This is a genomic window from Erwinia sp. Leaf53, assembly GCF_001422605.1.
Taxonomy (GTDB): domain Bacteria; phylum Pseudomonadota; class Gammaproteobacteria; order Enterobacterales; family Enterobacteriaceae; genus Erwinia.
On sequence record NZ_LMLK01000012.1, the window covers coordinates 313,345 to 340,256 of the forward strand.

General features: G+C 58.1%; 33 protein-coding genes, 1 tRNA gene and 1 pseudogene. 28 read left to right on the forward strand and 7 right to left on the reverse strand.

From position 1 onward, the window contains the following. Positions 1 to 59 precede the first annotated feature (59 nt). The gene (locus ASF13_RS10200) at positions 60 to 1,103 is read right to left on the reverse strand and encodes a phage portal protein (protein WP_056235667.1); all 1,044 of its coding nucleotides are present in this window, start codon (positions 1,101 to 1,103) and stop codon (positions 60 to 62) included. Further along, positions 1,103 to 2,866, reverse strand: coding sequence for a terminase ATPase subunit family protein (locus ASF13_RS10205; RefSeq protein ID WP_056235669.1), 1,764 nt, complete (start codon positions 2,864 to 2,866; stop codon positions 1,103 to 1,105). The genes ASF13_RS10200 and ASF13_RS10205 overlap by 1 nt, the downstream gene beginning before the upstream one ends. A gap of 145 nt (positions 2,867 to 3,011) precedes the next feature. On the opposite strand from ASF13_RS10205, the gene ASF13_RS10210 reads away from it, so the two are divergent. From ASF13_RS10210 to ASF13_RS10260, 12 genes are all read left to right on the forward strand, one after another. Continuing rightward, entirely contained in the window at positions 3,012 to 3,863 is an 852-nt protein-coding gene (locus ASF13_RS10210) for a GPO family capsid scaffolding protein (RefSeq protein ID WP_056235672.1), read from the forward strand. Positions 3,864 to 3,919: 56 nt separating this feature from the next. Next, positions 3,920 to 4,990, forward strand: coding sequence for a phage major capsid protein, P2 family (locus ASF13_RS10215; RefSeq protein WP_056235675.1), 1,071 nt, complete (start codon positions 3,920 to 3,922; stop codon positions 4,988 to 4,990). A 3-nt stretch (positions 4,991 to 4,993) separates the two neighbouring features. Then, positions 4,994 to 5,659 (forward strand): phage terminase small subunit, encoded by a 666-nt coding sequence (gpM, locus tag ASF13_RS10220; RefSeq protein WP_056235678.1) that lies wholly within the window; start codon positions 4,994 to 4,996, stop codon positions 5,657 to 5,659. A gap of 90 nt (positions 5,660 to 5,749) precedes the next feature. Beyond that, on the forward strand, positions 5,750 to 6,217 hold the full coding sequence (locus tag ASF13_RS10225) for a head completion/stabilization protein (protein WP_056235680.1): 468 nt from the start codon (positions 5,750 to 5,752) through the stop codon (positions 6,215 to 6,217). Continuing rightward, entirely contained in the window at positions 6,217 to 6,420 is a 204-nt protein-coding gene (locus ASF13_RS10230) for a tail protein X (RefSeq protein WP_056235683.1), read from the forward strand. Before ASF13_RS10225 ends, ASF13_RS10230 begins: the two co-directional genes overlap by 1 nt. 3 nt (positions 6,421 to 6,423) lie before the next feature. Further along, positions 6,424 to 6,648, forward strand: coding sequence for an HP1 family phage holin (locus tag ASF13_RS10235; protein ID WP_056235685.1), 225 nt, complete (start codon positions 6,424 to 6,426; stop codon positions 6,646 to 6,648). Next, positions 6,632 to 7,138 (forward strand): lysozyme, encoded by a 507-nt coding sequence (locus ASF13_RS10240; protein WP_056235688.1) that lies wholly within the window; start codon positions 6,632 to 6,634, stop codon positions 7,136 to 7,138. The genes ASF13_RS10235 and ASF13_RS10240 overlap by 17 nt, the downstream gene beginning before the upstream one ends. Continuing rightward, complete coding sequence (locus tag ASF13_RS10245; protein ID WP_156365580.1) at positions 7,138 to 7,527, forward strand: hypothetical protein; 390 nt, start codon at positions 7,138 to 7,140, stop codon at positions 7,525 to 7,527. Before ASF13_RS10240 ends, ASF13_RS10245 begins: the two co-directional genes overlap by 1 nt. Continuing rightward, positions 7,515 to 7,937 carry an Rz-like lysis system protein LysB gene (gene lysB / locus ASF13_RS10250; protein ID WP_056235693.1) on the forward strand — a complete coding sequence of 141 codons (423 nt, stop codon included), beginning with the start codon at positions 7,515 to 7,517 and terminating at the stop codon, positions 7,935 to 7,937. The genes ASF13_RS10245 and lysB overlap by 13 nt, the downstream gene beginning before the upstream one ends. Further along, positions 7,834 to 8,106, forward strand: a complete 273-nt coding sequence (gene lysC, locus ASF13_RS24915; RefSeq protein ID WP_235514984.1) for an Rz1-like lysis system protein LysC — start codon at positions 7,834 to 7,836, stop codon at positions 8,104 to 8,106. The genes lysB and lysC overlap by 104 nt, the downstream gene beginning before the upstream one ends. Beyond that, on the forward strand, positions 8,039 to 8,500 hold the full coding sequence (locus ASF13_RS10255) for a phage tail protein (RefSeq protein ID WP_056235697.1): 462 nt from the start codon (positions 8,039 to 8,041) through the stop codon (positions 8,498 to 8,500). Before lysC ends, ASF13_RS10255 begins: the two co-directional genes overlap by 68 nt. Continuing rightward, positions 8,497 to 8,949, forward strand: coding sequence for a phage virion morphogenesis protein (locus tag ASF13_RS10260; protein ID WP_056235700.1), 453 nt, complete (start codon positions 8,497 to 8,499; stop codon positions 8,947 to 8,949). The genes ASF13_RS10255 and ASF13_RS10260 overlap by 4 nt, the downstream gene beginning before the upstream one ends. A gap of 27 nt (positions 8,950 to 8,976) precedes the next feature. On the opposite strand, the gene ASF13_RS10265 is transcribed toward ASF13_RS10260, so the two are convergent. Beyond that, complete coding sequence (locus tag ASF13_RS10265) at positions 8,977 to 10,044, reverse strand: hypothetical protein (RefSeq protein ID WP_056235702.1); 1,068 nt, start codon at positions 10,042 to 10,044, stop codon at positions 8,977 to 8,979. An 87-nt stretch (positions 10,045 to 10,131) separates the two neighbouring features. Here ASF13_RS10265 and ASF13_RS10270 point away from each other — a divergent pair, with 87 nt between their 5' ends. From ASF13_RS10270 to ASF13_RS23465, 14 genes and pseudogenes are all read left to right on the forward strand, one after another. Continuing rightward, entirely contained in the window at positions 10,132 to 10,722 is a 591-nt protein-coding gene (locus ASF13_RS10270) for a phage baseplate assembly protein V (RefSeq protein WP_056235704.1), read from the forward strand. Next, positions 10,719 to 11,069 carry a GPW/gp25 family protein gene (locus ASF13_RS10275; RefSeq protein ID WP_056235709.1) on the forward strand — a complete coding sequence of 117 codons (351 nt, stop codon included), beginning with the start codon at positions 10,719 to 10,721 and terminating at the stop codon, positions 11,067 to 11,069. The genes ASF13_RS10270 and ASF13_RS10275 overlap by 4 nt, the downstream gene beginning before the upstream one ends. Positions 11,070 to 11,072: 3 nt before the next feature. Then, the gene (locus tag ASF13_RS10280) at positions 11,073 to 11,981 is read left to right on the forward strand and encodes a baseplate assembly protein (protein ID WP_056235712.1); all 909 of its coding nucleotides are present in this window, start codon (positions 11,073 to 11,075) and stop codon (positions 11,979 to 11,981) included. Continuing rightward, entirely contained in the window at positions 11,974 to 12,585 is a 612-nt protein-coding gene (locus tag ASF13_RS10285; protein WP_056235714.1) for a phage tail protein I, read from the forward strand. The genes ASF13_RS10280 and ASF13_RS10285 overlap by 8 nt, the downstream gene beginning before the upstream one ends. Beyond that, positions 12,575 to 13,180, forward strand: a pseudogene (locus ASF13_RS24920) (phage tail protein); the annotation flags it as partial. The gene ASF13_RS10285 and the pseudogene ASF13_RS24920, both read left to right, overlap by 11 nt. A 1,550-nt stretch (positions 13,181 to 14,730) precedes the next feature. Next, complete coding sequence (locus ASF13_RS10295; protein ID WP_056235717.1) at positions 14,731 to 14,988, forward strand: hypothetical protein; 258 nt, start codon at positions 14,731 to 14,733, stop codon at positions 14,986 to 14,988. A gap of 117 nt (positions 14,989 to 15,105) precedes the next feature. Continuing rightward, complete coding sequence (locus ASF13_RS10300; protein WP_056235720.1) at positions 15,106 to 16,275, forward strand: phage tail sheath protein; 1,170 nt, start codon at positions 15,106 to 15,108, stop codon at positions 16,273 to 16,275. A 12-nt stretch (positions 16,276 to 16,287) separates the two neighbouring features. Further along, positions 16,288 to 16,797: a phage major tail tube protein gene (locus ASF13_RS10305; protein WP_056235723.1), complete on the forward strand. Its 510-nt coding sequence runs from the start codon at positions 16,288 to 16,290 to the stop codon at positions 16,795 to 16,797. 54 nt (positions 16,798 to 16,851) lie between these two features. Beyond that, on the forward strand, positions 16,852 to 17,130 hold the full coding sequence (locus ASF13_RS10310; protein WP_056235725.1) for a phage tail assembly protein: 279 nt from the start codon (positions 16,852 to 16,854) through the stop codon (positions 17,128 to 17,130). Between the two features lie 32 nt (positions 17,131 to 17,162). After that, on the forward strand, positions 17,163 to 17,285 hold the full coding sequence (locus tag ASF13_RS10315; protein ID WP_056235728.1) for a GpE family phage tail protein: 123 nt from the start codon (positions 17,163 to 17,165) through the stop codon (positions 17,283 to 17,285). Then, entirely contained in the window at positions 17,278 to 19,740 is a 2,463-nt protein-coding gene (locus tag ASF13_RS10320; RefSeq protein ID WP_056235732.1) for a phage tail tape measure protein, read from the forward strand. Before ASF13_RS10315 ends, ASF13_RS10320 begins: the two co-directional genes overlap by 8 nt. Before the next feature lie 3 nt (positions 19,741 to 19,743). Beyond that, complete coding sequence (locus ASF13_RS10325) at positions 19,744 to 20,271, forward strand: phage tail protein (protein ID WP_056235736.1); 528 nt, start codon at positions 19,744 to 19,746, stop codon at positions 20,269 to 20,271. Then, complete coding sequence (locus tag ASF13_RS10330) at positions 20,268 to 21,404, forward strand: phage late control D family protein (protein WP_056235739.1); 1,137 nt, start codon at positions 20,268 to 20,270, stop codon at positions 21,402 to 21,404. The genes ASF13_RS10325 and ASF13_RS10330 overlap by 4 nt, the downstream gene beginning before the upstream one ends. Before the next feature lie 84 nt (positions 21,405 to 21,488). Next, positions 21,489 to 21,707, forward strand: coding sequence for an ogr/Delta-like zinc finger family protein (locus ASF13_RS23465; RefSeq protein ID WP_072166357.1), 219 nt, complete (start codon positions 21,489 to 21,491; stop codon positions 21,705 to 21,707). A gap of 28 nt (positions 21,708 to 21,735) precedes the next feature. Here the strand turns inward: ASF13_RS23465 and ASF13_RS10335 are convergent, their stop codons facing one another. From ASF13_RS10335 to ASF13_RS10345, 3 genes are all read right to left on the reverse strand, one after another. After that, on the reverse strand, positions 21,736 to 22,101 hold the full coding sequence (locus ASF13_RS10335) for a hypothetical protein (RefSeq protein ID WP_056235742.1): 366 nt from the start codon (positions 22,099 to 22,101) through the stop codon (positions 21,736 to 21,738). Between the two features lie 183 nt (positions 22,102 to 22,284). Further along, positions 22,285 to 22,361, reverse strand: a tRNA-Ile gene (locus tag ASF13_RS10340). Between the two features lie 275 nt (positions 22,362 to 22,636). Then, positions 22,637 to 23,449 carry an SDR family oxidoreductase gene (locus ASF13_RS10345; RefSeq protein ID WP_056235744.1) on the reverse strand — a complete coding sequence of 271 codons (813 nt, stop codon included), beginning with the start codon at positions 23,447 to 23,449 and terminating at the stop codon, positions 22,637 to 22,639. Between the two features lie 152 nt (positions 23,450 to 23,601). Here ASF13_RS10345 and ASF13_RS10350 point away from each other — a divergent pair, with 152 nt between their 5' ends. Beyond that, positions 23,602 to 24,186, forward strand: a complete 585-nt coding sequence (locus ASF13_RS10350; RefSeq protein WP_056235747.1) for a TetR/AcrR family transcriptional regulator — start codon at positions 23,602 to 23,604, stop codon at positions 24,184 to 24,186. A gap of 116 nt (positions 24,187 to 24,302) precedes the next feature. Here the strand turns inward: ASF13_RS10350 and ASF13_RS10355 are convergent, their stop codons facing one another. Beyond that, positions 24,303 to 24,854 carry a histidine phosphatase family protein gene (locus ASF13_RS10355; RefSeq protein ID WP_056235748.1) on the reverse strand — a complete coding sequence of 184 codons (552 nt, stop codon included), beginning with the start codon at positions 24,852 to 24,854 and terminating at the stop codon, positions 24,303 to 24,305. A gap of 661 nt (positions 24,855 to 25,515) precedes the next feature. On the opposite strand from ASF13_RS10355, the gene ASF13_RS10360 reads away from it, so the two are divergent. After that, positions 25,516 to 26,907, forward strand: coding sequence for an MFS transporter (locus ASF13_RS10360; protein WP_056235751.1), 1,392 nt, complete (start codon positions 25,516 to 25,518; stop codon positions 26,905 to 26,907). The last annotated feature ends 5 nt before the right edge of the window (positions 26,908 to 26,912 follow it).

The following is a 26,912-nucleotide window of genomic DNA, read 5'->3' on the forward strand; positions in this document are numbered from 1 at the left end:
GGGTTTTTGGGATGTGGTGCCGGGAAAGGCAGCGGCCAGGTCTGGCCGCCGGTCAGCGGTTACTGTGATGGCAGTTCATACTCGCGGAAGGTAATCACCTCTTCACCCAGCCAGGCGTTGATCTCTTTCATGCGCTCCTGCAGTGGGGTGAGTTCGTTGCGAACAAAAACACCCGCTGCTTTCTCCACGTCCCCGAAGCTGCCAGAGTTTTCGGGGATGATGCCCATCATCTGCGGCGGCACGCGATGGGCGCTCAGCAGGTCGTCGCGGCTGGCCTTTTTGATGTTGAAAAAGTCGTCACGGGTAGCGACCTCGCTAAGCGGCAGGATCTTAATCCCGTCGGCCTTGCCGTTCGGTGCGTACATAAACAGGTTACGGAAGTTGCCGATCCCCTTCGTGTCGCGCATCGCCTGGCGCATGCGGTCAATATCGCTGCTGCTTTGCGCTGCGTCAGTCATATACAGGATGTAACCCGCGTGCGCGCCGTTCTGATAGTACTTGCGGCGGAACAGCGTGGCCGCCTCATTCAGCCAGGCGGAATTCAGCGCGCTGATGTATTCCGGCAGGCCGTAAAGCTCCTGGTTAATATCCGGCTCGATCAGATGGAACACCGCGCCTTTGCCAAACTGGTGCGGCTCCTTCCAGTCGTTTACAAACCAGTAAGTGTCCTCTTCAACTCCCCGGCGGGTATATTTAGCCGGTGAAACTTCCAGCTTCCACGGATCGCCCAGACCGTTGCGGCGCAGCTCCGGAAAGCCGTTACCGAATACCAGATAGTCCAGCACCAGTTTGCTAAACTCCAACTGGCTGAGCATGGGGTGAGGGATAAAGGTGGACGCCAGAATATTGCGCTTAACGTAAAGCGGCGAGCTGTGGTGAACCGCGGATCGCATACTTTTGGCCAGGCCGTGGAAGCTGACCGGCGGTTCATACCAGCGGCCATTCCCGACGCACTCGGCATAATCCATGATGTCGCGCTTATCCAGCACGGCGGTGGGCTCGCCAAATGAAAACGCCTCAAACGGTTGGCTGCTCTGTACCTGCTGGTTATCTGTCGGCTGCTGCCGGGCGGTGAAGGTCTTACGGCCTTTGCGTTTGCTCATCAGTAAAATTCCATGAAAGAGGGGTTAATGCCGCCGCTGGCAGCGGTAAGCGGTTCGTTGAGCAGAGCGTGCATAATTGCCCAGGCCACGTCTGCGTGGCTGGCTTCTTCGCTGCGGCTGGCTTCGTAGGTGGAGCGGTTGCCGCTGGCCGTCATGGTTTTACGTATCGCCATGAAAGACTGCGTGATGTCGGTATGCCCGGCGTCGTACTCCAGGCGGCCGCTGGTGATGGTGTCTTTCGCTTTCAGCACCATGGCGGTTTTGATTTCCGGGGTGTACTTGATTTCCCGCGCCGCCGGGAAGAACTGGCGCACAAGCTGGAAAACGCCCTGGCCGATGCCGGTCGCATCGACGCCGATATATTCAACGACATATTTTTCCGTCAGCTCTTTGATTGACTGCGCCTGCGCGGCAAAGTCCATGCCGCGCCACTGGTGGCGCTCCAGCACGCGGAACTTGCCACCGGCGACCAGTGGCGGCGCGATAACCGCACACCCGGCGCTGTCGCCGGTGTGTGACGGGTCATAGCCAATCCACACAGGGCGATACTCAAACGGGCGCAGCGAATAGGGGTTGAAGTCGGCCCACTCTTCCAGGCTGTCGATCATGCAGGTCTGCAGCTCGGCAAACGGGAACACGCTGGCCTCGTCGTCAACGAATTCACACATCAGCAGGTTCTGGTATTCCGCCGGGCTGTATTCCAGCGAGAGCTGATCCAGGTCGAACAGGTTACAGCCGCCGGTCAGCGCGTCCTCAACGGTGACAATCTGCCGCCACTGGCCGTCAGCGCACAGCGCGCCGGCGGCCAGGTGGCTATGACTGAGATCCAGCTCTACGCGGTCGGCCCGGTTGCGGCGGCCTTTGTTGAACAACTCGCCCGACCAGAACGGATAGGCGCTGTGCGACAGCGCCGAGGGTGTTGAAAAGTAGGTGGTGCGCCATTTCTTGTGCAGCGACATGCCGCTGGCAACTTTGCGCAGCTCCTGAAATTTCGGTATCCAGAAATATTCGTCCAGGTACAGGTTGCCGGTGTAGCTCTGCGCGGTGCGCACGTTGGTGCCGAGGAAAATCAGGCGCGCGCCGTTCGGCAGCACAATCGGATCGCCTTTCAGGTCGACGTCTACCTGGCGGGCAAAGTCGATGATGTAGTTTTTAAATACGTGCGCCTGTGCCTTGCTGGCCGACAGGAAAATCTGATTACGTCCGGTGGTCAGGGCGTCGATCAGCGCCTCGCGGGCAAAGTAGAACGTCGCGCCGATCTGACGGGATTTGAGAATGTTGCGGATACGGTGAGTCAGACCGGCCTTGTGCCAGTGCCGCTGATATTCAAAGCAGCCCTCCATAAACAGGCCGGTCAGCTTCTCCGTTTGCTCCTCGCTGAACACGTTTTTAATCACCGGCTGGCGTTCGCCCCGGTTGCGGTTGCGCACGTTCGGATTGAGATCCGCCTCGTTGCCAGAGCCTCGATAGCGTTCTACCCGCGCCAGGCGTTCAATCTGGCGGCCTAATGCGTCTATCTCCTTGTAGTCACCATTGCCCTTGACCTCTTTCATGATGAGCTGAATCAACCGGGCTTCCATGCTGGCCTCAACGCGACTGATGGGCGCGACGTCCTCCCACGCGTCGCGCAGCTTCCAGCTCTGCACGGTTGGCGTTTTCTGGTTTAGCGTCTCCGCAATCTGGCGCACAGAGAAGCCCTGCCAGTACAGCAGGGCCGCCTGACGGCGGGGATCGGTGATGATGGTGCCGGGTGTCATGTTCATGAAAGCAAGGCTACCGGGGCGAAAAAGCCCGCGCCCGCTGTGGCTGTTCGCTGGTGAATGGCCGGGCTGGCTTTCGTTGAGGGATGGAGGGTGTGCGGTGAAACTGGCCCCGACCTGAACCAATCCACTGACCGGAGCCTGATTAATGGCAGCTATCAAAGCAAAGCGTTTTCGTATCGCAGTTGAAGGCGCAACAACCGACGGGCGCGTAATTTCCCGCGACTGGATCGCCCAAATGGCGGCGAGCTATAACCCGACTGTGTACGGTGCTCGCATCAATATGGAGCACATCAAGGGCTACAGCCCGGACACGCCATTCCGCCGCTATGGCGACGTTACCGCGCTGACGGCAGAAGAAATTACCGAGGGGCCGCTGAAGGGTAAGCTGGCGCTTTATGGCGACATTGACCCGACGCCGGAACTGGTAGAGCTGACCAAAGCGCGCCAGAAAATTTATACCTCAATCGAGGTCAACCCGGAGTTTGCCGACACCGGAAAAGCCTATCTGGTTGGTCTGGCCGTTACCGATGACCCGGCGAGCCTCGGCACCGAATACCTCAGCTTCAGCGCCACGGCCAAAGCTAACCCGCTGGCGTCGCGTAAACAGCACCCCGGCAACCTGTTTACCGCCGCAGAAGAAACCCCGATCGAGTTTACCGAAGAAGCCGAACCCGGCCTGTCACTGCTGGGGCGCGTCACCTCGCTTTTCTCTGCCAAAAAGAAAACCGACGACGAGCGTTTCAGCGACGTTAGCGCGGCGGTTACAGCGGTGGCCGAGCAGGTGCAAAACAACGGTGAGACACAGCAGCAGGCACTGAATGCACTTGAGACAAAGCTGACTAAACGACTTGCGCAGCTTGAAACGCAGGCGGGCAATGACTCACAGACGCTCAGCGCACTGACCGCAAAATTGCAGGGAAATGATGGTGATTTTTCTGCCCGTCGCCCACTCGCCCAGGGCGGTGATGCCGGAGCGGTGCTGCAAACCGACTGCTGATCCTGAACCGGCCCGGCACCCACTGATTAACTGAATATGAACTGACAGGAGCGCCAATGCGCACGAAAACCCGCTTTAAATTTAACGCCTTTATGACCCGTCTGGCTGAGCTGAACGGCGTTGATACCGGCGATATGAACAAAAAATTCACCGTGGAACCGTCGGTAACGCAAACGCTGATGAACCGCGTACAGGAGTCATCCGCGTTTCTGACCCTGATTAATATCGTGCCGGTTGAAGAGATGAAGGGTGCGAAAATTGGTATTGGCGTGTCCGGCTCTATCGCCAGCACCGCCGATACTGCCGGTGGTGACGAGCGTGAAACCGCTGATTTCTCCGCGCTGGACTCAGAAGGCTATGAGTGCGTGCAGATTAACTACGATTTTCATATCCGCTACAACCAGCTTGACCTGTGGGCGCGCTATGAAGATTTCCAGGCGCGGATGCGCGACGCCATCATTAAACGCCAGTCGCTCGATCGCCTGATGATTGGTTTTAACGGTGTGAAGCGCGCCAAAACGTCAAACCGTGCACAGTACCCGATGCTGCAGGATGTGGCCGTCGGCTGGCTGCAGAAGTATCGCAACAATGCACCGACCCGCGTGATGAGTAAAATCACCGGTGATGACGGTGCCGTGATCTCTGACGTTATCCGCATCGGTACAAAAGGCGACTACGCCAACCTTGACGCGCTGGTAATGGATGCCACCAACACCCTGATCGCGCCGTGGTTCCAGGAAGACCCTGAGCTGGTCGTTATCTGCGGTCGCCAGCTGCTGGCTGACAAATACTTCCCGCTGGTCAACCAGGAGCAGGCCAACACCGAGCAGCTGGCGGCGGACATGATTATCAGCCAGAAGCGTATCGGTAACCTGCCAGCGGTGCGCGTGCCTTACTTCCCGGCTGACGCGCTGTTGATCACCCGCCTGGATAACCTGTCTATCTACTGGCAGGAAGGTACTCATCGTCGTCTGCTGGATGAGGTGGCTAAGCGTGACCGCATCGAAAACTACGAGTCTATCAACGAAGACTACGTGATCGAGGATTACGCGGCGGGCTGCCTGATCGAAAACATCAAGCTGGGCGACTTCACCCCGCTGGCAGAAACGCCACCGGCAGGAGAGTAACGCATGTTAAGCCCTGCCCGACGTCACCAGATGCGCCAGCAGGCCATCGAGGCCGCAAAGCAGCAGGATAATCCGCTGCGCCACGCCAACGGCTATGAGCTGATGCTGCTGAAACTCAACGAAGATAAGCGCCAGCTGAAAAAGGTGCGCTCTGTCGAGCGCAAAGCCGACATGAAGCGGCTGATGCTGCCGGGCTATCTGCCGTGGGTGGCCGGGGTGCTGGAGAGCGGGAAAGGCGCACAGGATGCCATCCTGATGACCGTCATGATCTGGCGTCTTGACGTCGGTGACGTGGCGGCCGCGCTGGAGATTGCCCGCTATGCGCTGCAGCACGGCCTGGTGCCGACGGACACCTACAAGCGCAACAGCACGGCGTACCTGCTGGCCGAAGAAGTGGCCGAGGCGGCGACCCGCGCCTGGACGGCAAAAAAGGCGGTCGATATCGCCCCGCTGCTGGCAACGCTTGAGCTGACGAAAGCGGAAGATATGCCCGATGAGGTGCGCGCCAAGCTGCACAAGATTATCGGCTATGTCCTTCGCGATGCGGGCAGGGCTTTGGATGCGATAGAACACCTAAAACGTGCGCTGCAGCTTCACCAGGGCAGCGGCGTTAAAAAGGACATTGAGCGGCTGGCTACGGAACTGAGAAAGCAGGCTGCCAGCCGCTAACAGAACGCGCCCCGCGCCGGGCGGCAGGATGGCAATGGCCTTTCAGGCTTCTGCGCCATCCTCCACCGCCCACCTATTCAGAGGCCAACAATGACAACGGTAATTGCAACCGCACCGCGACCGGCAGAAAGCGCCGAGCCGCCGGTAAAGAACACCTTTTTCTGGCCCGATGTTGACCTGCAGAAACTCCGCGCAGCGCTGCAGCTTGAGGGAACGGTCACAGCTGAGCGCCTGCGCCTGGCGGTGAAAACGGCAATCTCGGAGGTGAATGCCGAGCTGTATGACTGGCGCGCCGAAAAGATGTCCGGCGGCGCGGCAACGCTGGCAGACGTAAAGGCGGAAGCGTTCGACGGGGAGAGTGAGAAAGTCATGCACTACTTTGCCGCCGTCTATGCCGCCACGTCTGCCGTGATCGTCGAGCGTTACCGCAACTACAGCGCCAGCGGCGCGAAAAAAGCCGGGGAGAGTGAAACCACGGCAGATGAGTACTGGCGTGATGCGCGTTTCAGCATCAGCCGTATCGGCGATAAGCCGAGCTGCATCGTTGGGTTGCTGTGATGAAAGTCCGGGCGCAGCAGGGCGACACCGTTGATGAGATCTGCAACCGACATTACGGGCGTACGCAGCAGGTGGTAGAGCTTGTTTATGCTGCAAACCCCGGACTGGCCGGGCATGGGCCGGTGCTCCCTCACGGGTGTGAGGTGGTGCTGCCCGATCTGCCCGCGTCGTCATCGGCTGAGACCGTCAACCTGTGGGACTAATCAATGGACAGAATTACATCGGCCATCAACTACGTTATCGGCGTGATCCTGATGTGGGCGAGCCGACACACACCGCAGGACATCGCTTTTATGATTGGCTCCGTGGTCGCAGTGGTCACGCTGCTGATTAACGTGGCGACGTTTTTTATCAACTGGCACTACCGCCGCAAAACCTACGAACTGCAGCGCCGCGCTGCGCCGGGGGTGATTATTGAGCCAGATCGTTAAGCGTTGCTCCGTGGCCGCCGTGCTGGCCATCGCCGCGTTGCTGCCGCAGTACGGCAGTCTGCAGGTGTCGCAACAGGGGCTGCAGCTTATTGCTGACGCCGAAGGGTGCCGCACCGAACCCTATCAGTGCAGCGCCGGGGTGTGGACTAACGGCATCGGCCACACCGAAGGCGTAACGCCGAAAAGCATCATCACCGAGCGCCAGGCAGCGGTAAACCTGATTCTGGACGTGCTGCGCGTGCAGCGCGGGCTGGCCGCCTGTATTGATGCGCGCATGCCTCAGCAGGTGTATGACGCCGTGGTGTCGTTCGCCTTTAACGTCGGCGTGTTTGCCGCCTGCAGCTCCACGCTGGCAGCGTATCTGCGCCAGGGTGAATGGCGCGATGCCTGCCTGCAACTGTCGCGCTGGGTGTTTGTGAAAGGTGTTCGCAACAAAGGGCTGGAGAACCGCCGCGAGCGGGAAATTAACTGGTGTTTAAAAGGGGTTTGATGATGAAACGTTTGCTGTATATCGGTCTTGCCACCGCTTTATCGATGATGGGGATCATTCTCTCTGTGGTTGCACCGGCCAGCCTGTTGGCTTCGCTGGTTAATGTGCTGCTGTGGGTTGCTTTTGTCTACTTGTGCCTGAGTGGTACGCCTTTGATGAAAACCATGCTGCCCGGCGGCCGCCTGATCCAGACGCTGGTCACGTCAGTGGCGGGCAGGTTTATCGGGGTATCCAGTCCTTACGGTCGCTGGGTTATATGGCTGCTGGTTATCGTTTTACTGGTATCGACGGGCAGCCTGGTTTCGCTGGTGATTTACCTGATTACCATGGTGATAGCGCGGGTGCTGAGGCTGATGTTTAACGACCCGGTGACAACATGTCGCGCCTGATTGCTGCCGTGCTGGCGCTGGCGCTGCTGGCGCTGGCGTACACCGGCTGGCGGCTGAATGAGGTCAGCGGCGAGTTGACCAGCGCACAGCGCGTGATCGGCACCTTGTCAGCCGGAATTGAGAGCCGTGATAAGGCTATCACCCGCCTGCAGGTGCAGGAAAAAGAGAGCAGCAGGCGAGAGGCCGAGCTGCGGTTACTCCAGGGGCGTGCCGGTGATGCAGCCCTGGGGCGTGAGCTGCAAATACAGAGGGAAATCCATGCTAACCCGGCCCTGCGCAACTGGTCTGATGCTGCTTTGCCTGCTGATGTTATCCGGCTGCACGCCAGACCGGCATTCAGAAACGCCCGAGATTATCTGGATTGGCTGTCCTCGCGTGGTCAGCTGCCCGATGCCGGGCAACAGCCTTAAAACCGCCGGCGATCTGGCGGCAGACAACCGGCAGTTAGAGGCCGCGCTTGCATCCTGCGGGCTGCAGGTGGAAATCATCAAAGAGTGCCAGGAGAAACACGATGCTGAAACCGAACCAGTTACGCGAGGCCATGACGGCCAGCAGCCCGCTGCTGCAGCGCAACCCTGAAAGCCTCAATATGTTTGTCGACAGCGGGCGCATTGTCAGCACGCTCGCCAGCTCACTGTCGTTTGAGTATCAGTATCAGCTCAATATTCTGGTTACCGATTATGCGGGGGATATTGATCTGATTATCGTACCGGTGCTGGCCTGGCTGCGTGAGAACCAGCCTGACATTATGGCGACGGAAGAAAAGCGCCGTACCGGCTTCACGTTTAAGGCTGACGTGCTCAGTGACACAACCTGTGATCTGAGTATTGACCTGCAGCTGACTGAGCGCGTGATTGTCCGGTCAGTGGACGGCGCGCTTCATGTTGATCACGTTGGTGAACCGCCGCTGCCGGATAATACCCCTTATCAGATTTACACCAACGGTGTGCCGGTTAGCGGGGGTCGGGTGTGAACGGACTGGATGACTTTCAGAACCGGCTGGGGCATCTGATCGGCAACCTTTCACCCTCAGCTGTCCGGCAGCTGGCGGCCAGTGCCGCAAAGCGCCTGCGCGCCAGTCAGCAGCAAAACATCAAGCGCCAGCATTCACCGGACGGCACGCCGTTTAAGCCGCGCAAAGAGCAACCGCTGAGAGGAAAGCGCGGGCGTGTTAAGCGTGAGATGTTCGCGAAGCTGCGCACGGCAAAGTACCTGAAAGCCAAGGGCGTAAACGGTGATGCGGTCGTCGAATTCGCCGGGAGCGTGCAGCGTATGGCGCGGGTGCATCACTATGGCCTGCGTGACCGGCCATCGCGGGGGGCGAAAGCTACGCCTTATGAGGCGCGTCCGTTACTCGGTATCAGCGATGCTGACCAGCAGATGATTGAGAGTGAAATTATAAAGTTCATCTCACACGAATGATGAATGTAACTTCACTCTTTTATTATCTTAGTTCCCACCTTTTAGGGATTTTATTAATGCTGCCATTTGTTCAAGTCCATCAAATGTGGATGGGATTTTCTCGGGTGATACCATTATGTTTGAAAATATCACCTCCTCAAACTTTACAAGTAAATTTGCATCTTTTGATTTTATTTCTTTAGAGTACTCAGCATATCGTTGTATAAATCTGCACAGGCTTTTTCTTAGTTCGATTTGCATGGTTTGTGCGCGAATTGAATTATAGTTTGACAGGGTGACGCGGAAATAATAAAAAAGAAGTATGGTTATAGATGTGGATGGTATTAACTTTATCAGGTCAATCGTTTCTTTGAGTTGTATATTGAGCTTAATGAATGTTACGGCTGAGGCTGCAATAATAATTGGCATTGACGCCCCCAAAGTGAAAAGGGTTATCTTTGACCACTTATATTCCTCTGATTTCATTTTCCCTATTTTACTAAACCCAGCATAAAGACCGACAAAGTTGAATGCATCGTTTTGTCTATCAAGTGTCGATTGAAGTTTTTCGACTTCTCTTTTTTTTAATTCTATTTCCCCATCCCATTTTTTCTTTAACTCTTCAGCTTTTTCAATAGTTGAACTTAAAAGTTTTATGGCTCTTGCTTCTTCCCCTGATATTAATCTTTTCATTAGGTAAAGTGGTAGCTCATACAGGCTGTATTTTAATCCGGGTTTGGCAAAGTCGCTAAAGTTATCAATGTTGTTGATTGTGAATTTTTTTATCGATTCTAATTCTGACCCTAATTCTTGGTGGGAGTTTAAATAATATTCCAAGATAAGGTTAAACGCAATGGCGTAAACAATATCTACTCGATCATTATGCATGCTTCTTTCAGTTAAAAGAGCCATAAAATCTTCTGAGTGTCTTTTGATAAATACTGGCGCGTCATTGTCCCATTGAGTTTTGTTTTTAATCATACTATTTAAAATTGTTGAGAGGTGTTCATTTCTCTCTACATCAAAATCTGATTGTGTATCTGCGTTTGAGATTTTTTCTAAATAATTTCTTATTGCTTGGTTAGTGGCTTCTTGGGAGAAAAAATTAGTATTCATAGAATTCCTTGCGTTGAAGTGTTCTGTCATGCACCACCAGACAGACCTGTTTTGCCAACCCCTGAGCGATGCCTTCATTATGCCTGCATGAACGAACAAATCCACGAAATCATGCGCCTGCTGCGCAACCTGATCCGCATCGGAACCGTGTCCGCCGTAAAACTGGACGACGGGTTATGCCGTGTCGATACAGGGAATAACACCACTGGCTGGCTTTCCTGGCTGACCGCCCGCGCCGGTAACACCCGCAGCTGGAACGCGCCATCGGTTGGCGAACAGGTGCTTATTTTATGCCTGGGCGGCGAGCTGGATACCGGCTTTGTGCTGCCCGCCGTTTTCTCCGATGAACATCCGGCCCCGTCGGCATCCGCCGATGCCCTGCACTGGTCATTCCCTGACGGCGCGGTGATCGAGTATGAACCGGCCACCGGCGTGCTTACTGCGTCGGGCATTAAGGAGGCGGTGATCCAGGCCGCTACCCGCGTGCTGCTGGATACCCCCGTGGTGGAATGCACGCAAAAGCTGATTACGGCCTCGCTGGAGGTGACAGAAGGCGGTGAGATGAAGGGGAATATTACTCATTCCGGCGGAAAGCTCAGCTCTAACGGGGTGGTAGTAGACGACCATGACCACGGCGGCATTGAGCGCGGCGGTGGCAGAACGGACGGCCCGCAATGACCGGCGAAAAGTACAGCGGCATGAACCGCGACACCGGCCTGGCGATTGCTGACATTGAGCACATCCGCCAGTCGGTCAGAGATATTCTGGTGACGCCGATTGGCTCCCGGGTGATGCGCCGTAACTACGGTTCACTACTTTCGGTGCTGATCGGCCAGCCACAAAACCCGGCGATGCCGCTGCAGATAATGTCCGCGTGCTACATGGCGATCCTCCAGTGGGAGCCGCGGGTAAAACTAACGGCCATCACCTATGAACCGGACTACAACGGCAGCGCGGTGGTGGAAATCACCGGCAGCCGTGCAAATACCGGCACCGATTTTTCCCTGACCATTCCTGTGAGTTGAATCATGGCGACTATCGATCTCAGCCAGCTGCCCGCGCCGACCGTGGTCGAAGAGCTGGACTATGAAACCCTGCTGGCCGAACGCAAGGCCACACTGATTTCGCTGTACCCTGCCGAACAACAGCAGGCGGTGGCAAACGCGCTGGCGCTGGAGTCTGAACCCATCGTGAAGCTGCTGCAGGAGAACGCCTATCGTGAGCTGATCCTGCGCCAGCGCATCAATGAGGCGGCGCTTGCGGTCATGGTGGCGTATGCGACAGGCAGCGACCTTGACCAGCTGGCGGCCAATTTCAACATGCAGCGTCTGGTTATCTCCCCTGCAGATGATGAAGCGGTGCCACCCGTAGAGGCCGTATACGAAAGCGACGCGGATTTTCGCGAACGCATCCCCGGAGCCTTTGAGGGGATGAGCGTGGCCGGTCCGAAAGGAGCCTATAAAAAACACGCCAGCGAAGCCGACGGACGCGTGGCGGATGCATCGGTTACCAGCCCGTCCGGTGCTGTGGTCGTGGTCACGATCCTTTCCCGCGAGGGTGACGGAACGGCAGCAGCCGATCTGCTGGCAAACGTGACGGCAGCGCTGAACGATGAAGATATCCGCCCCGTGGGGGACCGGCTGACCGTGCAATCTGCGCAGATAGTCGAATACCGGATTGATGCAACGCTGTATGTGTATCCCGGCCCGGCGGTTGAACCGATCCTTTCCGCTGCGGACACCAGGCTGCAGACCTACATCAACGAGCAGCGACGCTTGGGCCGGGATATTCGGCGATCGGCAATCTATGCCGCACTCCACGTTCAGGGCGTGCAGCGTGTTGAACTGGCCGCGCCGCTGGCCGACATGGTGCTTGATGAAACGCAGGCCGCGAACTGTACCGGCTACACCATTATCTCAGGCGGTTCTGATGAGTAGCCTGTTGCCGCCGGGATCATCACTGTATGAGCGTAACGCGGCGCTGGCCGGTAGTGGCATCAGCAGCCTGGGCGTGCCACTGCGCGACCTGTGGAACCCGCAAACCTGCCCGGTAATTTTCCTGCCCTATCTCGCCTGGGCGTTCTCCGTGGATCGCTGGGACGAGAAATGGAGCGAGGCGAAAAAGCGGCAAATCGTCGCGTCATCCATGTTTATTCACCGTCATAAGGGAACCGTGGGCGCGCTGCGGCGCGTGGTGGAGTCGCTGGGATTCAGCCTGAGCATTGATGAATGGTGGCAGACCGGCGGTGAGCCTGGCACGTTTCATCTGGATATCGGCGTTAAAGACGTCGGGATAACGGATGAGCTGTATCAGGAGCTTGACCGGCTAATCGGTGACACCAAGCCTGCCAGCCGCCATATGTCCGGGCTGAATCTTACGCTGGATTCGACAGGAGCCGCGCCCGTCGGCGTGGCCTGTTATCTCGGTGAGGAACTGGTTGTTTACCCCTATTTTCCTGAAACCATCACGGCATCAGCTTCACCTCTGGTTGCCAGTGGTATCCATATAATCGACACAATGCGAGTTAACGATGGCAGCTAAATTCTATGCACTTCTGACCAGTCAGGGGGCCGCACGGCTGGCAAATGCTGCGGCCCTCGGCACGAAAGTAAATATTACGCATATGGCAGTGGGTGACGGAGGCGGCAGTGTGCCGGTGCCTGACCCGGCGCAGACGGCGCTTATTGGTGAACAGCGTCGGGCGCTGATTAACAGCCTCAATATCGACAAAGACAACAGCAGCCAGATTGTGGTTGAGCAGGTTATTCCTGAGGACGAGGGCGGATTCTGGATCAGGGAAATTGGCCTGTTTGACTCTGAGGGCATCCTGCTGGCGGTCGCCAACTGCCCGGACACCTACAAGCCAAAGCTGCAGGAGGGGTCTGGCCGTACGCAAACCGTGCGGATGATTATTATCGTCAGCAGTACGACCGCCATCACGCTGAAAATCGACCCGTCGGTGGTGCTTGCCACCCGTAAGTATGTTGAGGAAAACGTGCTTACGGTGCGCGAACATACCGATGAACTGATGCGTACACATGTGGCGGCAGATAATCCGCACCCGCAGTACGGTTCTGCGGCTTTCCTGCAAATCACCTCCGAAATTGCCAACGGTGGCCCGGCCCGTGATGTGATGTTCCTGCCACGCGACAAGCTGCCGAAGATCCGCGGGGGAAATAATGACGTCGACGTCACACCGTACCTGCTGGACATGGTGCAGTGTGGCTCGATGGAATTTAAGATGCAGAACGGGATTTTTAATATTTCTCAGGACATTACCACGCCGGACGGCAGTGCGTTCAGGGGCATGAGTTCCGGTCTGTATACTGCTATCGGGCAGGGTATCCTGGAGCAGAACGCCGGGCGTCTGACCCTGATCCAGACGATGCACAGCGGTGAGAAAAGCCGGGGGCTTATCATTGGTAAGCATGGTGTCGTTGAGGATCTGTTTGCCAGGCCGGAGCGCTACGACCTGATTGATTTTCAGGATGCATCTTACGGTGCTAAAGCCATCGCTGCCGGTAAATCAAACCCGGCAAACCTCAATGCACAGTATGGCATTCACCTCTTGTCAGGAGCCAAAGCGGTAAGCGTCACTGCGCTCGGTTTCGCTAAAGACAACATGCTGATGGGCATTACGTCGAAGGTCATTACCTGTCACTCCTTCCTGGCCGGAGGGTGGGGATACAGCACGATGAATGATGACATGACCGGCAACGCCTCCGATGGCAGCATGATCGACTGTGTGGGCATGTTCTGCGGAGCCGGGGGGGCCTGGACTGCCGGGAATTTCTGGAAAAACATCGGCGGTCGCTTTGAGTGGAATGCCGGTTACGGTATCCGCCTGGGCGGAGAAGGTCAGCTTATCGGCGCAACGCTGGATCGTAACGCGCTTGCCGGGGTTCATATCAATCACGGTGCCTGGGGCGTGGTCGTCAGCTCAAACTATTTTGCGCGCAACGGCTGCGGCGGGGATGGTACGACCGGGCGCTGGGCGGTTTCGAAGCCGGGGCATCACTCTTATGTTGAGGTGCCGCACAATATGTCGGCGCACCTTCAGATTGACTACCAGCACGCGGGCGTTATTTCCAGTAACCGTTTCAGGCACGGGCTGGACGATAATGGCGGCGGTGCAGATGGCCCGGCCTATAACTACACCTCAGCGTCTGATTCGGGAGCCTCGCCGAAATCCGGGATGACCATCATCGCCAATGAGGGAGAAACAAACTCGTCGGTACTGGGTTACAACACCAACTACAAGGGGGCATCTGGTCGCCAGGTGGGTGGTTCAGATACTGACCTCAGCGCAATGTTACGCGGCGGGATCACCTCCTTTAAAAACGGCGTATCAGCCCCGGCGGTTATCAGTGGAAAAGGCACGCTGGCCGCCGTCGCCAGCAGAACTATCCCGGTGCCTTACCGTTACCAGGGACCGGTAATGCTCTCGGCAGGCAAGGGCGGGCTTAATCCGGCGCTGACCGTGCTCTGGCTCAGCTGCGATCCGAGCGGTACGAGGCGTGCCATTCAGAAAGAAATTAAGGTGGCGGGCGAAGATTCCGCCGGTGTGGGCTATATCACGTCGTCCAGTTACACCGCCGGAACGGACGGCGAAACAGATATTCTGAGCGTGGTATTTAACACGCCGGTATTCAACAACTATGCGGTCGGTCATGGGGGAATGTCCTGATGTCAGATATTAACGAAACCGGCAGCGAGCCGGAAACCCTGTTAGCGGATACCAGCGCAGGCTGGATGCCGGTTGAAAACGTCACGGCAGGCTGCGTCATTACGTTTAATACCACCAACGGCATTACTGAAGCGGTGGTGATTGCAGTCAGTGAAATGGACGCGCCGTTTAACTACTGCTGCCTCGTTGAGATTAACGGCGAGGTGAGAAGCGTACTCCAGAAGCAGATCACCGGTGTCAAAGAGGAGGCGGTTTAGCCGGTAAATAGGTTGCCCGGCGGGTTCTGCCCGCTGAGCCGTGGCCGAACGCCAATCGGATGCACCGTCCTGCCTGAGCTGACAATCTGAGCGCACCTAATTAACGGAGCGCATCAGATGGCTGAATTTCATCATGGTGTCCGTGTCGTCGAAATTAACGAAGGCACGCGCACTATCTCCACCGTATCCACGGCAATTGTCGGCATGGTCTGCACCGCAGAAGATGCTGACGCCGCCGCATTCCCCCTTGATACCCCGGTACTGCTGACCAACCCGCGGGCGGCGATTGCTAAAGCCGGAACCAAAGGCACCCTGTCCGCCTCGCTGCAGGCCATCGCCGACCAAGCGAAACCCGTTGTCGTCGTGGTGCGCGTGAAGCCGGGCACGACCGACGCGGAGACCACGTCCAATATCATCGGTCGCACCGACGAAAACGGGCGCTACACCGGCATGAAGGCGCTGCTCAGCGCGCAGACCCAGCTGGGCGTTAAGCCGCGCATTCTCGGGGTACCGGGGCTGGACTCGCTGCCGGTCGCAACCGCACTCGCCAGCATCGCGCAGCAGCTGCGCGCCTTTGCTTACGTCGCGGCCTGGAACTGCAAGACCATTTCAGATGCGATCACCTACCGCGAAAATTTCAGCCAGCGTGAGCTGATGGTTATCTGGCCGGACTTTCTCGCCTGGAACACCACGGCCAACGCCTCAGAAACCGCCTGGGCAACCGCCCGCGCGCTGGGCCTGCGCGCCAGAATCGACAATGACACCGGCTGGCATAAAACCCTGTCAAACGTTGGCGTCAATGGCGTGACCGGCGTATCCGCTTCGGTATTCTGGGATCTGCAGCAGAGCGGCACCGATGCCGACCTGCTCAACGAAGCCTGCGTGACCACGCTTATCCGCAAAGACGGTTTCCGCTTCTGGGGCAACCGCTCCTGCAGTGACGATCCGCTTTTCGCGTTTGAGAACTACACCCGCACCGCGCAGGTGCTGGCGGACACCATCGCCGAGGCGCACATGTGGGCCAACGATAAGCCGCTGACGCCAACGCTGGTACGCGACATTATCGCGGGTATCAATGCCAAATTCCGCGAAATGGTCAGCGCCGGTTACCTGCTGGGCGCGTCGTGCTGGTATGACGAAAGCGCCAACGACACGGCAACCCTTAAGGCGGGGAAACTGTTTATCGACTACGACTACACCCCCGTCCCGCCGCTGGAAGATCTGACGCTGCGCCAGCGCATCACTGACACCTATCTGGCGAACTTCGCCGCATCGGTTAACAGCTAAGGAGCCGGATAAATGGCCTTACCTCGCAAGCTGAAGGGGCTGAACCTCTTCAATGATTCAAACAGCTATCAGGGCGTGGTCAGCGCCGTCACGCTGCCGAAGTTGTCGCGCAAGCTGGATACCTATCGCGGTGGCGGCATGAGTGGTGCCGGGTTTATTGATAACGGCCTGGATGATGACGCGCTGGATATGGAGTGGACGATTGGCGGTATGGATGACCTGGTGCTGAAACAGTGGGGCGGCAGCGCCGTGCCGCTGCGCTTCGCCGGGTCTTACCAGCGCGACGACACCGGCGAAGAAATCGCGGTGGAGATCGAGGTGCGCGGCCGTCATCAGGCGTTTGATTTTGGCGAAGCCAAACAGGGTGAAGATACCGAAACCAAAATCACGACCAAAAACACCTATTTCAAACTCACCTGGAACGGCAAGGCGCTCATTGAGATCGACACCGTGAACATGGTTGAAATCGTTGACGGCGTTGACCGCCTGGAGCAGCGCCGTAAAAACCTCGGCCTGGTCTGATAACAGCGCCAGCGCCCGGCGCTGGCCTTTCTTCCTTTGAAAAGAGATAACACGATGGAACAGAAAGAAAACGTGATTGCGCTGGCCAGCCCGGTAAAACGTGGTGAAACCGAAATCGGCCGGATTGAGCTGAGTAAACCGAACGCCGGTGCGCTGCGCGGCGTCCGCCTGGCTGACCTTGCCGGTTCGGACGTTGACGCGCTGCTGATGGTACTGCCCCGCATCAGCCAGCCCACGCTGACAAAAGCGGAGTGCCTGAATCTGGCACCCGAAGACCTGATCTCAATCGCCGGGGTCATTATCGGTTTTTTGTCGCCGAAGTCGGAAGAGTAGACTGGCCCAGAACGCTGACGGTCAATGACCTGATGGCCGACGTTGCCACGATTTTTCACTGGCCTCCTTCTGAGATGTACATCATGCCGCTGGCCGACCTGCTCGACTGGCGGCACCAGGCGATGATCCGCAGCGGAGTAAACCCCGATGAGTAATAACCTTCGGCTGCAGGTGTTGCTGAAAGCCGTAGACCAGGCGACACGCCCCTTCAAAGCCGTTCAGAACGAAACCCGCCGCCTGTCTGGCGGTATCCGCGAAACGCAGGACAGCATCAGGGCGCTGGATGCACAGGCCGGAAAGATTGACAGTTTCCGCCAGGTCAGCGCGCAGCTTGCTGTCACCGACCGCGCACTTGCTGCAGCAAAAACTAAAGCGCAGGCGCTGGCCGTTGAGTTCCGCAACGCCGAAAGACCGACGGCGCAGCAGACCCGTGCGCTGGAGCAGGCCCGTAAGGCGGCGTCCGACCTCCAGGTGAAAAGCAATTCCCTGCGCCTGTCCGTGCAGCAACAGCGCGAAGCGTTCAAAGCGGCGGGCATTTCAACCCGCAACCTGAGCAGTGAACAGCAGCGCCTGAGAAGCCAGTCAGCCCAGGCCACGCTCAGCCTGGGCAGGCAGCGTCAGGCGCTGGAGCAGCTCAACAAACAACAGGAGAAACTGAACCGCGTCAGCGAGAGATATCAGAAGGGCAAAGCGGTTGTGGCGGGCGTGCGTAACACCAGTGCCGCCGCGCTGGGCCTGGGGACTGCAGCCCTGTATGCCGGGAGCCGGATGATCGCGCCGGCGGTGGAAACGGACGGACAGGGTGACCGCATCGCGGCTCAGAACGGTGAGGACAGCGGCAGGGGGGAGCAGTACACCCGCGTCATTCGCGATATTAACGCCAGCGGCACCAGTAACGATATCAATCAGATTGCGGAGGCGGTCGGTGCGGTGCGCAGTACCCTGGGCGCGCTGGGTGCCGTCGGGGAAAGTGAGCTTAATCGCATATCACGCAAGGCGCTGGACATTCAGACCGCGCTGGGTAGCGACACAACGGAGAGCATCCAGATTGCGGCGATCATGATGAAAAACGGACTCGCTAAAAACAGCGATGAGGCGTTTGATCTGATGGTTGCCGGGATGCAGCGCGTGTCAACGCAGATGCGCGGTGAGCTGCCGGAAATCCTGCACGAGTATTCCACTCACTTCCGTAACATGGGGTTCAGTGGCTCTGAAGCCATGACGCTGCTGGTTGATATGGCGCAGCAGGGGAAGTTTGCGCTGGATAAAACGGGTGATGCGGTCAAAGAGTTCAGCATCCGTGGATCGGATATGTCAAAAAACAGCGTCGCGGCATATGCAGCTATCGGCCTTAATGCGAAAAAAATGTCGAGCGACATTGCGCGAGGGGGAGAGAAAGCGCGCGTTGCGATGCAGAAAACAGCGCGGGGCCTGTTAAAAATCAAAGACCCGGCGACGCGGGCAAACCAGGCGATTGCGCTGTTCGGCACGCCGATCGAAGACCTGTCCGTTGACCAGATCCCCGCCTTCCTCGCCGCGCTGGCGGGAACAAAGAACAAGCTGGGCGACGTGTCCGGGGCGGCGGAGCGCATGGGCGACACGCTGCGCGATAACCTCCAGGGCGATATCGGGCGGCTGCAGGGGGCCATGTCCCGCCTGCGCTTCAATCTGTTCAATGATGATGATGGTGTGCTGCGCAAACTGACCCAGGCGGCGGCGGGCTGGCTCGATCGGGTGAATGCGTGGGTGACGGCTAACCCTAAGCTGGCACAGCAGATTGTCATGGTTGCCGGTGCGGCGGCGGCGCTGGTTGCCGTGCTGGGCGGCGTCGGGCTGGTTGTCTGGCCGGTCATGGCCGGGATCAATGCGCTGATTGCCGGGGCGGGATTCCTCAGCGCCGGATTCAGCATTGCCGGTGGTGCCGTGGCCGCAGCGCTGGGCGCAATTTCCCTGCCGGTTATCGCGGTTGCCGCTGCAATCGTCGGTGGGGCGTTGCTTATCCGTAAATACTGGGAGCCGATCGGCGCCTTTCTGGCTGGGATGGTGCAGGGGTTTACGGCCGCAATGGGGCCAATCTCAGACGCGTTTTCACCGCTCAAGCCGGTGTTTGACTGGCTGGGCGAGAAACTCGGCTGGGTGTGGGATAAGTTCAAGGGGTTGATTGAGCCGGTGAAGATGACGCAGGGCGGGCTGCAGGCCGCCGGTGATATGGGCAAGCAGTTTGGCGAGCTGCTGGCGGCAGGGATTAATGTTGTGCTGTCACCGCTTACCGCACTGCAGGACGGCATTGACTGGGTGCTGAAAAAGCTCGGCATGGTTGACGACAAGTCGAAGAAACTCAAAGACAACCTGCCGACAGATGCCCCGGCGGGCGCTCAGTATCCGGGGATGCAGTACAGCCTGGCAAACGGCGGCGCGGGGTATCGTCCCGTCTCTTCACCCGGCGTTGGTAGCAGTACAAGCAGCGTCACCAGCAACGATACCTATCACATCAATATGCCGCCGGGCATCAGCAAGGATGACGCGCTGGCGCTGATTGCGCAGCAAAAGCAGCGGGATGCACGCAGCCAGCGGGCCGCGCAGAACACTAAAATGGGATGGAGTGATTAACAGATGATGATGATTTACGGTCTGATCCCGTTTATGCGCCAGACCCTGCCGTACAGCGAGCTGCAGCAGAATGCCGATTATCGCTGGCCGACCAACAGCCGTGTTGGCCAGCGCGCCGCCGCGCAGTTTGTCGGCGTCGGTGACGAAAAAATAACGCTGTCGGGTGAGCTGCGCCCGGAGATAACGGGCGGTGCTATCTCACTGCTGACGATTAAGCTACTGGCCGACGAGGGGCGCGCCTGGCCGCTTATCGGCGGGAACGGCACGATCTACGGAATGTACGTGATTGAAAGCTTTTCCGCGACCAGCAGCGATTTTTATTCTGACGGCTCGGCCAGCAAAATCATGTTTTCACTGAGCATGCTGCGCGTTGACGAGTCGCTGACATCGATGTTTGGCGATATGAAAAAACAGGCCGACGGGTTGATCGGTGGCATCAGCTCATTGCCGGGCCAGGTGACGTCAGCCATTGAAAGCGTGAAAGCGTCGGCGGGGAGTTTTATCAGCCAGGCCGGGGGGTTACTGGGATGACCGGGGTAAGCAGTCTCGCCATGCCCGCCGGCGCGCCACGCAGTCCGGCCTTTATGGTCAGGGTAAATTCAAAGGATATTACGGCGGACATCAGCCCCCGCCTGATATCGCTAACCATGACTGACAACCGCGGCTTTGAAGCGGATCAGCTTGATATTGAACTGGATGATGCCGACGGGCAGGTAGCCATGCCGCCACGCGGTGCGGTGATCTCCCTGTTCCTGGGCTGGAAGGGGCTACCCCTTATCAGTAAGGGCGATTTTACGGTCGATGAGATTGAGCACCACGGCGCGCCGGATGCCATGACGATCCGGGCGCGCAGTGCCGATTTTCGCGGTTCGCTCAACTCCCGGCGGGAGGCGTCATATCATAATACGACGCTGGGAGAGGTGATTGCTCAGGTCGCCAGGCGCAACAATCTCACCCCGATGGTCGGTGACGGGCTGGCCGCGATTAAAGTCAGCCACATCGACCAGACCCAGGAGACTGACGCCGCATTCCTGACGCGCATCGCCACGATTAACGGTGCCGTGGCGGCGATTAAAGCCGGGCGGCTGCTGCTTATCAGGCCGGGCGGTGGTGTCACCGCTGGCGGGAAGCCGATTCCGCAGGTGACCTTAACCCGCCAGGACGGTGACCAGCACAGTTTCAGCATTGCTGACCGTGGCGCGTACACCGGTGTTACTGCGGGCTGGCTGCACACGAAAGACCCGAAGCCGAAAAAGGTTAAGGTGAAGCGCAAGCCAAAAACACAGAGCGCGCAGAAAGCCCAGCATCCGGCGGCGAAAGTGGTAAAGCCTGTCGAAGCCAGGCAGGGCGAGTACATGGCCGGGAGTGAGGATAACGTTTTTGCGATCACCACGGTCTACGCCACGCAGGCGGCGGCAATGCGTGCGGCTAAGGCAAAGTGGGACAAGCTGCAGCGCGGGGTGGCTGAGTTCTCGCTTACCCTGGCAATGGGGCGTGCTGACCTGTTTCCTGAAACGCCGGTGGCCGTCAGTGGCTTTAAGTCGGTGATCGATGCGCAGCCATGGGTAATCAGTAAGGTCACGCACAGCTTAAGCGAGCGGGGTTTTACGACAGCGCTTAGCTTTGAGGTACTGATAAAAAATGTTGGATATGAGGCAGAGTAAAGGTTGTTCACAATAAGTGAATTTTGTTGCTCTTTATGTGAATTAAGGGTATTAAGTTTGGACGCCAACAGGGAGAACGACCAGATTATGCACTGCCCGCTATGCCAGACCGCCGCTCATGCTAAAAGCAGCCGATACATGTCTGACGAGACAAAAGAACGCTATCACCAATGCACGAATATTAACTGCAGTTGCACTTTTAAAACCCATGAAACAATCGTGCAGATAATTGTTTCTCCGGGGGCTGTCAACAAAGTGCCGCTTCACACGAGTCACGGAATTCAGCCATCACTACTGCACTGACATTGCCCGCGAAAGCGGGCATGTTTTTTTACCAGGCTAACTTTTCCTGATTGGCTTTGACGTTCTGGTTGTACATCATATTGATAGTGTCATAAGTGCACATATCAAGCCCGCCCTCGCAGTAGTCCTCAATGACTTTATCCAAAATGGCGCGATCCTTGGCTTGCGTCAGCATCTTGAATGCGCGCAGGTTTTGCTTTTCCATCATTCTAAGATTTGATGGCTGGCACATATCCAGCTGACCGTCGCAATAGTCTGCTTTAACGCGATCCTCAATGTAACCAAGGACCTCTTGTTTTTGAGCTTCTGAGCCATCGAAATCTAACGGATGAACAAAATCAGCTGATGCAGCTAAAGGGGTTAAAAGAATTGCGATTGCCAGGAGGGATTTCATTACCTGTCCTTGTTAGTGGTTCGGGTAACAAAAGTTAATCCAGTAAGATAGCAGCTAAGCGCTGGCGACAGAAACGGCATGTGGCGCTGAAAATCCATCGCCATTTCATCGCCACTCGAAAACTACCAACAAAAAAGCCACCCTTGAAAGGTGGCTTAAGTATATGATTTTAAAGCTAAAATTTGGTGGCCCCAGCTGGACTTGAACCAGCGACCAAGCGATTATGAGTCGCGTGCTCTAACCAACTGAGCTATGGGGCCTGAGGCGCAGGATTATAAAGTAACTGAGCGATGCGATCCAGCGTTTAGCAGCCAGATGATGCTTTTTAAGGCAAAAACGTGCGATTGAAACGGGTTAGATTTCAACCGCTTCTATCGTTTCCGACACGGACTACAGTTGCCACAGCCCACAGCCCACAGCCCACAGCCCACAGCCCACAGCCCACAGCCCCAGCCCACAGCTTACATCCTACAGCTCACTGCCATCGTCACCATTGCTCTTGCCTCTGCCACAGCCACAGCCATAGCCGAGCCTGTTATTGCCCGCTGCTGCTCCCATCACCATTGCGATACCGCGAAGCGGACTGGCTGAGCGACAGGTCGGGCAGCAGCACGCCGCGTGCGGCGTCGAACGCCTGCCAGTTCTCCAGCCGCTCCAGCGAGGGAATAGTGACGCTTTCGCCCAGGTCCAGCCCGGCCAGCGCGGCGTCGACCAGCGTTTCCACTTCCATAATCATCTGCGCTGGGATGTTGTCCAGCGACTGGCCGGCGCGGTCAAATATTTCGGTGCGGGTAATGCCCGGCAGCACCGCCTGCACCTGCACGCCGTGCGGGCTGAGCGTCTGCGTCAGCGAACGGCTCAGGGTCAGCACGAAGGACTTGCTGGCGTTATAGGCGCCATTGGCCTGTTCATGCACCAGCGCCAGCACCGAGGCGACGTTAATCAGCGTTCCCGCGCCGCGCGCTCTGAAGGCGTTGCCCGCCGCGTGGGCGAGGCGGGTGGGGGCCAGCATATTCAGCGTCAGCATGCTCTGCACCCGTTCAATGTCACTGTCGAGGAAATCCCCCTCCACGCTCATCCCGGCGTTATTGACCAGCAGGCTGATGCTGGCGTCATCGCGCAGGCGCTGCCCGACTGTCGCCAGATCCTCCGGGCGGGTCAGGTCCGCCACCAGAACCTGGCAGCTGACGCCGTAGTCGTGCGCCAGTTTTGCGGCGAGCTGTTCCAGCCGCTGGCGATCGCGGGCGATCAGCAGCAGATCGTAGCCGCGCTGTGCCAGACGTTGTGCGTAGGTGGCGCCGATGCCGCTGGATGCGCCGGTAATCGCTGCTGTGCCTTGCTGAGTCATGGGTCTCTCCTGAATATGATGGTTATCATTTTTGTCTGTGGCTTAATATGATGGTCATCATATTGAATGTCAATACGCGGCGGCGGTTGAATATGACGGTCATAATAATTACTCTGATAGCTCCGCCCTGTCAGGCATACAGCAGGTGAACAATGTCAGAGACCAGCCACAAACAACGCACCCGTCAGCGCATCCTTGAGGAGGCGGCGGCGATTATGCGCGTCGTCGGTACGGAAGGAATTGGCGTTGCGGCGCTGATGAAGCGCGTCGGGCTGACCCACGGCGGGTTTTATGCCCATTTCAGCTCGCGTGACGATCTGGTGGCGCACGTTGTCGACCAGATGTTTAGCGACGCTGCGCAGAGTCTGCAGGGGCTGTCTGCCGCCGGTTCCGCCGCTGAAAGGCTGCGGATGCTGATTGACCTGTATCTCTCGGACGTGGCGCGCACCGGGCCGCAGGCCAGCTGCCCGCTGCCGTCGCTGGCGGGGGAGGCGGGGCGTCTGCCGGAGGCGGCAAGAGAGCGTTTCGCTCTCGGTATTCAGGCGCTGGAAGGGCTGCTGGCGAGGGAGATTGCCGGGCTGGGGCTGGCTGACCCTGAGCGGCAGGCGCGTTCGGTGCAGGCGGAGATGATCGGCGCGATGGCGCTGGCGCGCGCCATCCCGGATGACGTTCGCGCAGCCGAACGGCTGGCCGACTCGCGGCTGGCGCTGCGCCAGCGGCTGGGGATCGCAGATTAAATCACGTCGGGACGCATCACATACTCCGCGCTGAACCCTACAACCTACTCGCTACCTGTAGTCTGTGTTGTATCAGCGGCAGGTGATTGATTTAAACACGTCCCCTGTTATCGCACTCATTCCCCAGGCCCGCGATATACCGCACACCCCCAGTGGCGACGGCCGGGCTTCTCACCCTGCCAGCCGCGCTTACGCAGCTCCCGCGCGATCAGCCGGTTCATTACTCCGTGCCCTACCAGCAGCACGTCACCCTGGGTGGCGTAGTCGGCCAGCTTATCCGCCGCGCGGGCGGCACGGGCGCAGGCCGCCTTGTACGACTCAGCCTGGCGGGCGTAGCCGCACAGCCACAGCAGGCGCAGCAGCACCAGCCACAGCACCGGCGGCAGGGCGGGGAAGCGCAGCGGCGGCACCGGCAGTTCGGCCTCGCGGTAGAGGGTGGCGACCTCCTGTGCCTGTCTGCCGAGCGCCTTCAGCGAGGCGCGTGCACGCGGCAGCGGGCTGCACACCAGGATGCCGGCCTGCTGAGCGGCCTGCAGGCTGGATGCCGGTGGCTGGTCGCAGATGCCGGCGCGATCGTAGGCGATGCACCAGGCCACCATCTCGCCGCAGGAAAAGCGGCCGCTGGTCGGGTGGGCGGACTTGCCGTGGCGCATCAGCGTAATGGTCATGGTTATTGGTCCGTTAGCGACAAAGGCAAAGAGCTTAACGGCTGGGGAGTGGGATGACAAACCCCAAAACTAACCCGTTGTCCTGCGTAGCCGTAAATCCGATCGCTGACGAAACAGCCCCGCTATCCACTTCCGCCATACCCAAAAAAACGCCGCAGTTTTCCTGAACTGTCATCTGGCTGAAATCTGTGCGGGGTACAACGTGCGTGCAGCGGCCGGGGGCGGCGGGGAAATTTGCCTTAAACAGGGGCATTTCCCCGCAGCAGGAAAAAAATGCATATTTTTCACGCAGATCATTGCATTGATTTTATTCGTTTTTCCCGTTTTCCGTTGTTGTGAATGTCAAGAAAAACTGATCATTACCCTCTTGCTGCCTTGATTTATCTACACGCGTAGATACAATAGTGGCGTAGTGAAAATTCACGGTGCCGGAGGGTTAATCGCGGCGTGAAGGTTAAGAATTTGTTTCGCGTTACTTATATGACTGGCTAATTATAAAGCCGGCAGACGCGTAGCGGATATGTGTTCCAACACCAGGGAACCTTACTTTCACCTTTCGTCGTAATGATTGAACCAGTCCTCTCACTGGCACCTTTCCCGACGGGAAGCGGTGGTGCCAGCGGCAGGGCGAACCGTACTTCTCACATCAGGGATACTTTTCATGTCTACACCTCAGCACGTTGCGCAGGAAGCAGCATTGCCGGCCGGTTCGGCGGCAGATGAACGTTTAGCCACCCCGGAAGGCCGCAAGGATTTCTGGCGGGCCACCTTCTCCTGCTGGCTTGGCACGGCGATGGAATACGCCGACTTCGCACTCTATGGTCTTGCCGCCGGTATTATCTTCGGCGACGTCTTCTTCCCCAACGCCACCCCGGCGATGGCGTTACTCTCCAGTTTTGCTACCTGGTCGGTTGGCTTTGTTGCCCGCCCGATCGGCGCGCTGTTCTTCGGCTGGCTGGGTGACCGCAAAGGCCGCAAGGTGGTGATGGTCTCCACCATTATCCTGATGGGCCTCTCCACTACCTTAATCGGTCTGATCCCCAGCTACGCGTCAATTGGCCTGTGGGCACCGGCCTGTCTGGTGATCCTGCGCTTCAGCCAGGGCTTTGGTGCCGGTGCGGAACTCTCCGGCGGCACGGTGATGCTGGGGGAATATGCCCCGGCGCAGCGTCGTGGCCTGGTGTCGTCGATTATCGCCCTCGGCTCGAACAGCGGTACGCTGGTGGCGTCGCTGGTGTGGCTGGCGGTGCTGCAGATGGATCAGCAGTCGCTGCAGGAGTGGGGCTGGCGTATCCCGTTCCTCTGTAGTTCGCTGATTGCGCTGGTGGCGCTGTGGATCCGCCGCAACCTGCGCGAAACCCCGGTGTTTGAGCGTAAACAGGCCGAAGTGCTGGCGCAGCGTCAGCAGGCGCTGGCCCGCCCGCCGGTGGCCGACACCCGTGGGTTCTGGCGCCGCAGCCGCGCCTTCCTGGTGATGGTCGGCCTGCGCATCGGTGAGAACGGCCCCTCCTATCTGGCGCAGGGCTTTATTATCGGTTACGTGGTGAAGGTGCTGGCGGTGGATAAATCTGTCGCCACCACCGCGGTGTTTATCGCCTCGCTGCTTGGCTTCCTGATTATTCCGCTGGCCGGCTGGCTGTCGGACCGCTTTGGCCGCCGCATTACCTACCGCTGCTTCTGTCTGCTGCTGATCCTCTACGCCTTCCCGGCCTTTATGCTGCTCGACTCGCGTGAGCCGGCGATCGTCATCGCCACTATCGTTACCGGGATGGGGCTGGCCTCGCTGGGGATCTTCGGCGTGCAGGCGGCGTGGGGCGTGGAGATGTTTGGCGTGCACCACCGCTACACCAAGATGGCGACGGCGAAAGAGTTGGGATCGATCCTCTCCGGCGGCACCGCGCCGCTGGTTGCCGCCGCGCTGCTGGCCTGGACCGGCCACTGGTGGCCGATCGCCGCTTACTTTGCGCTGATGGCCTCGGTCGGCTTCCTGACCACTTTTGTTGCCCCGGAAACCCGTGGCCGCGATCTCAACGCGCCGGAAGATGCGATCTGAGCACG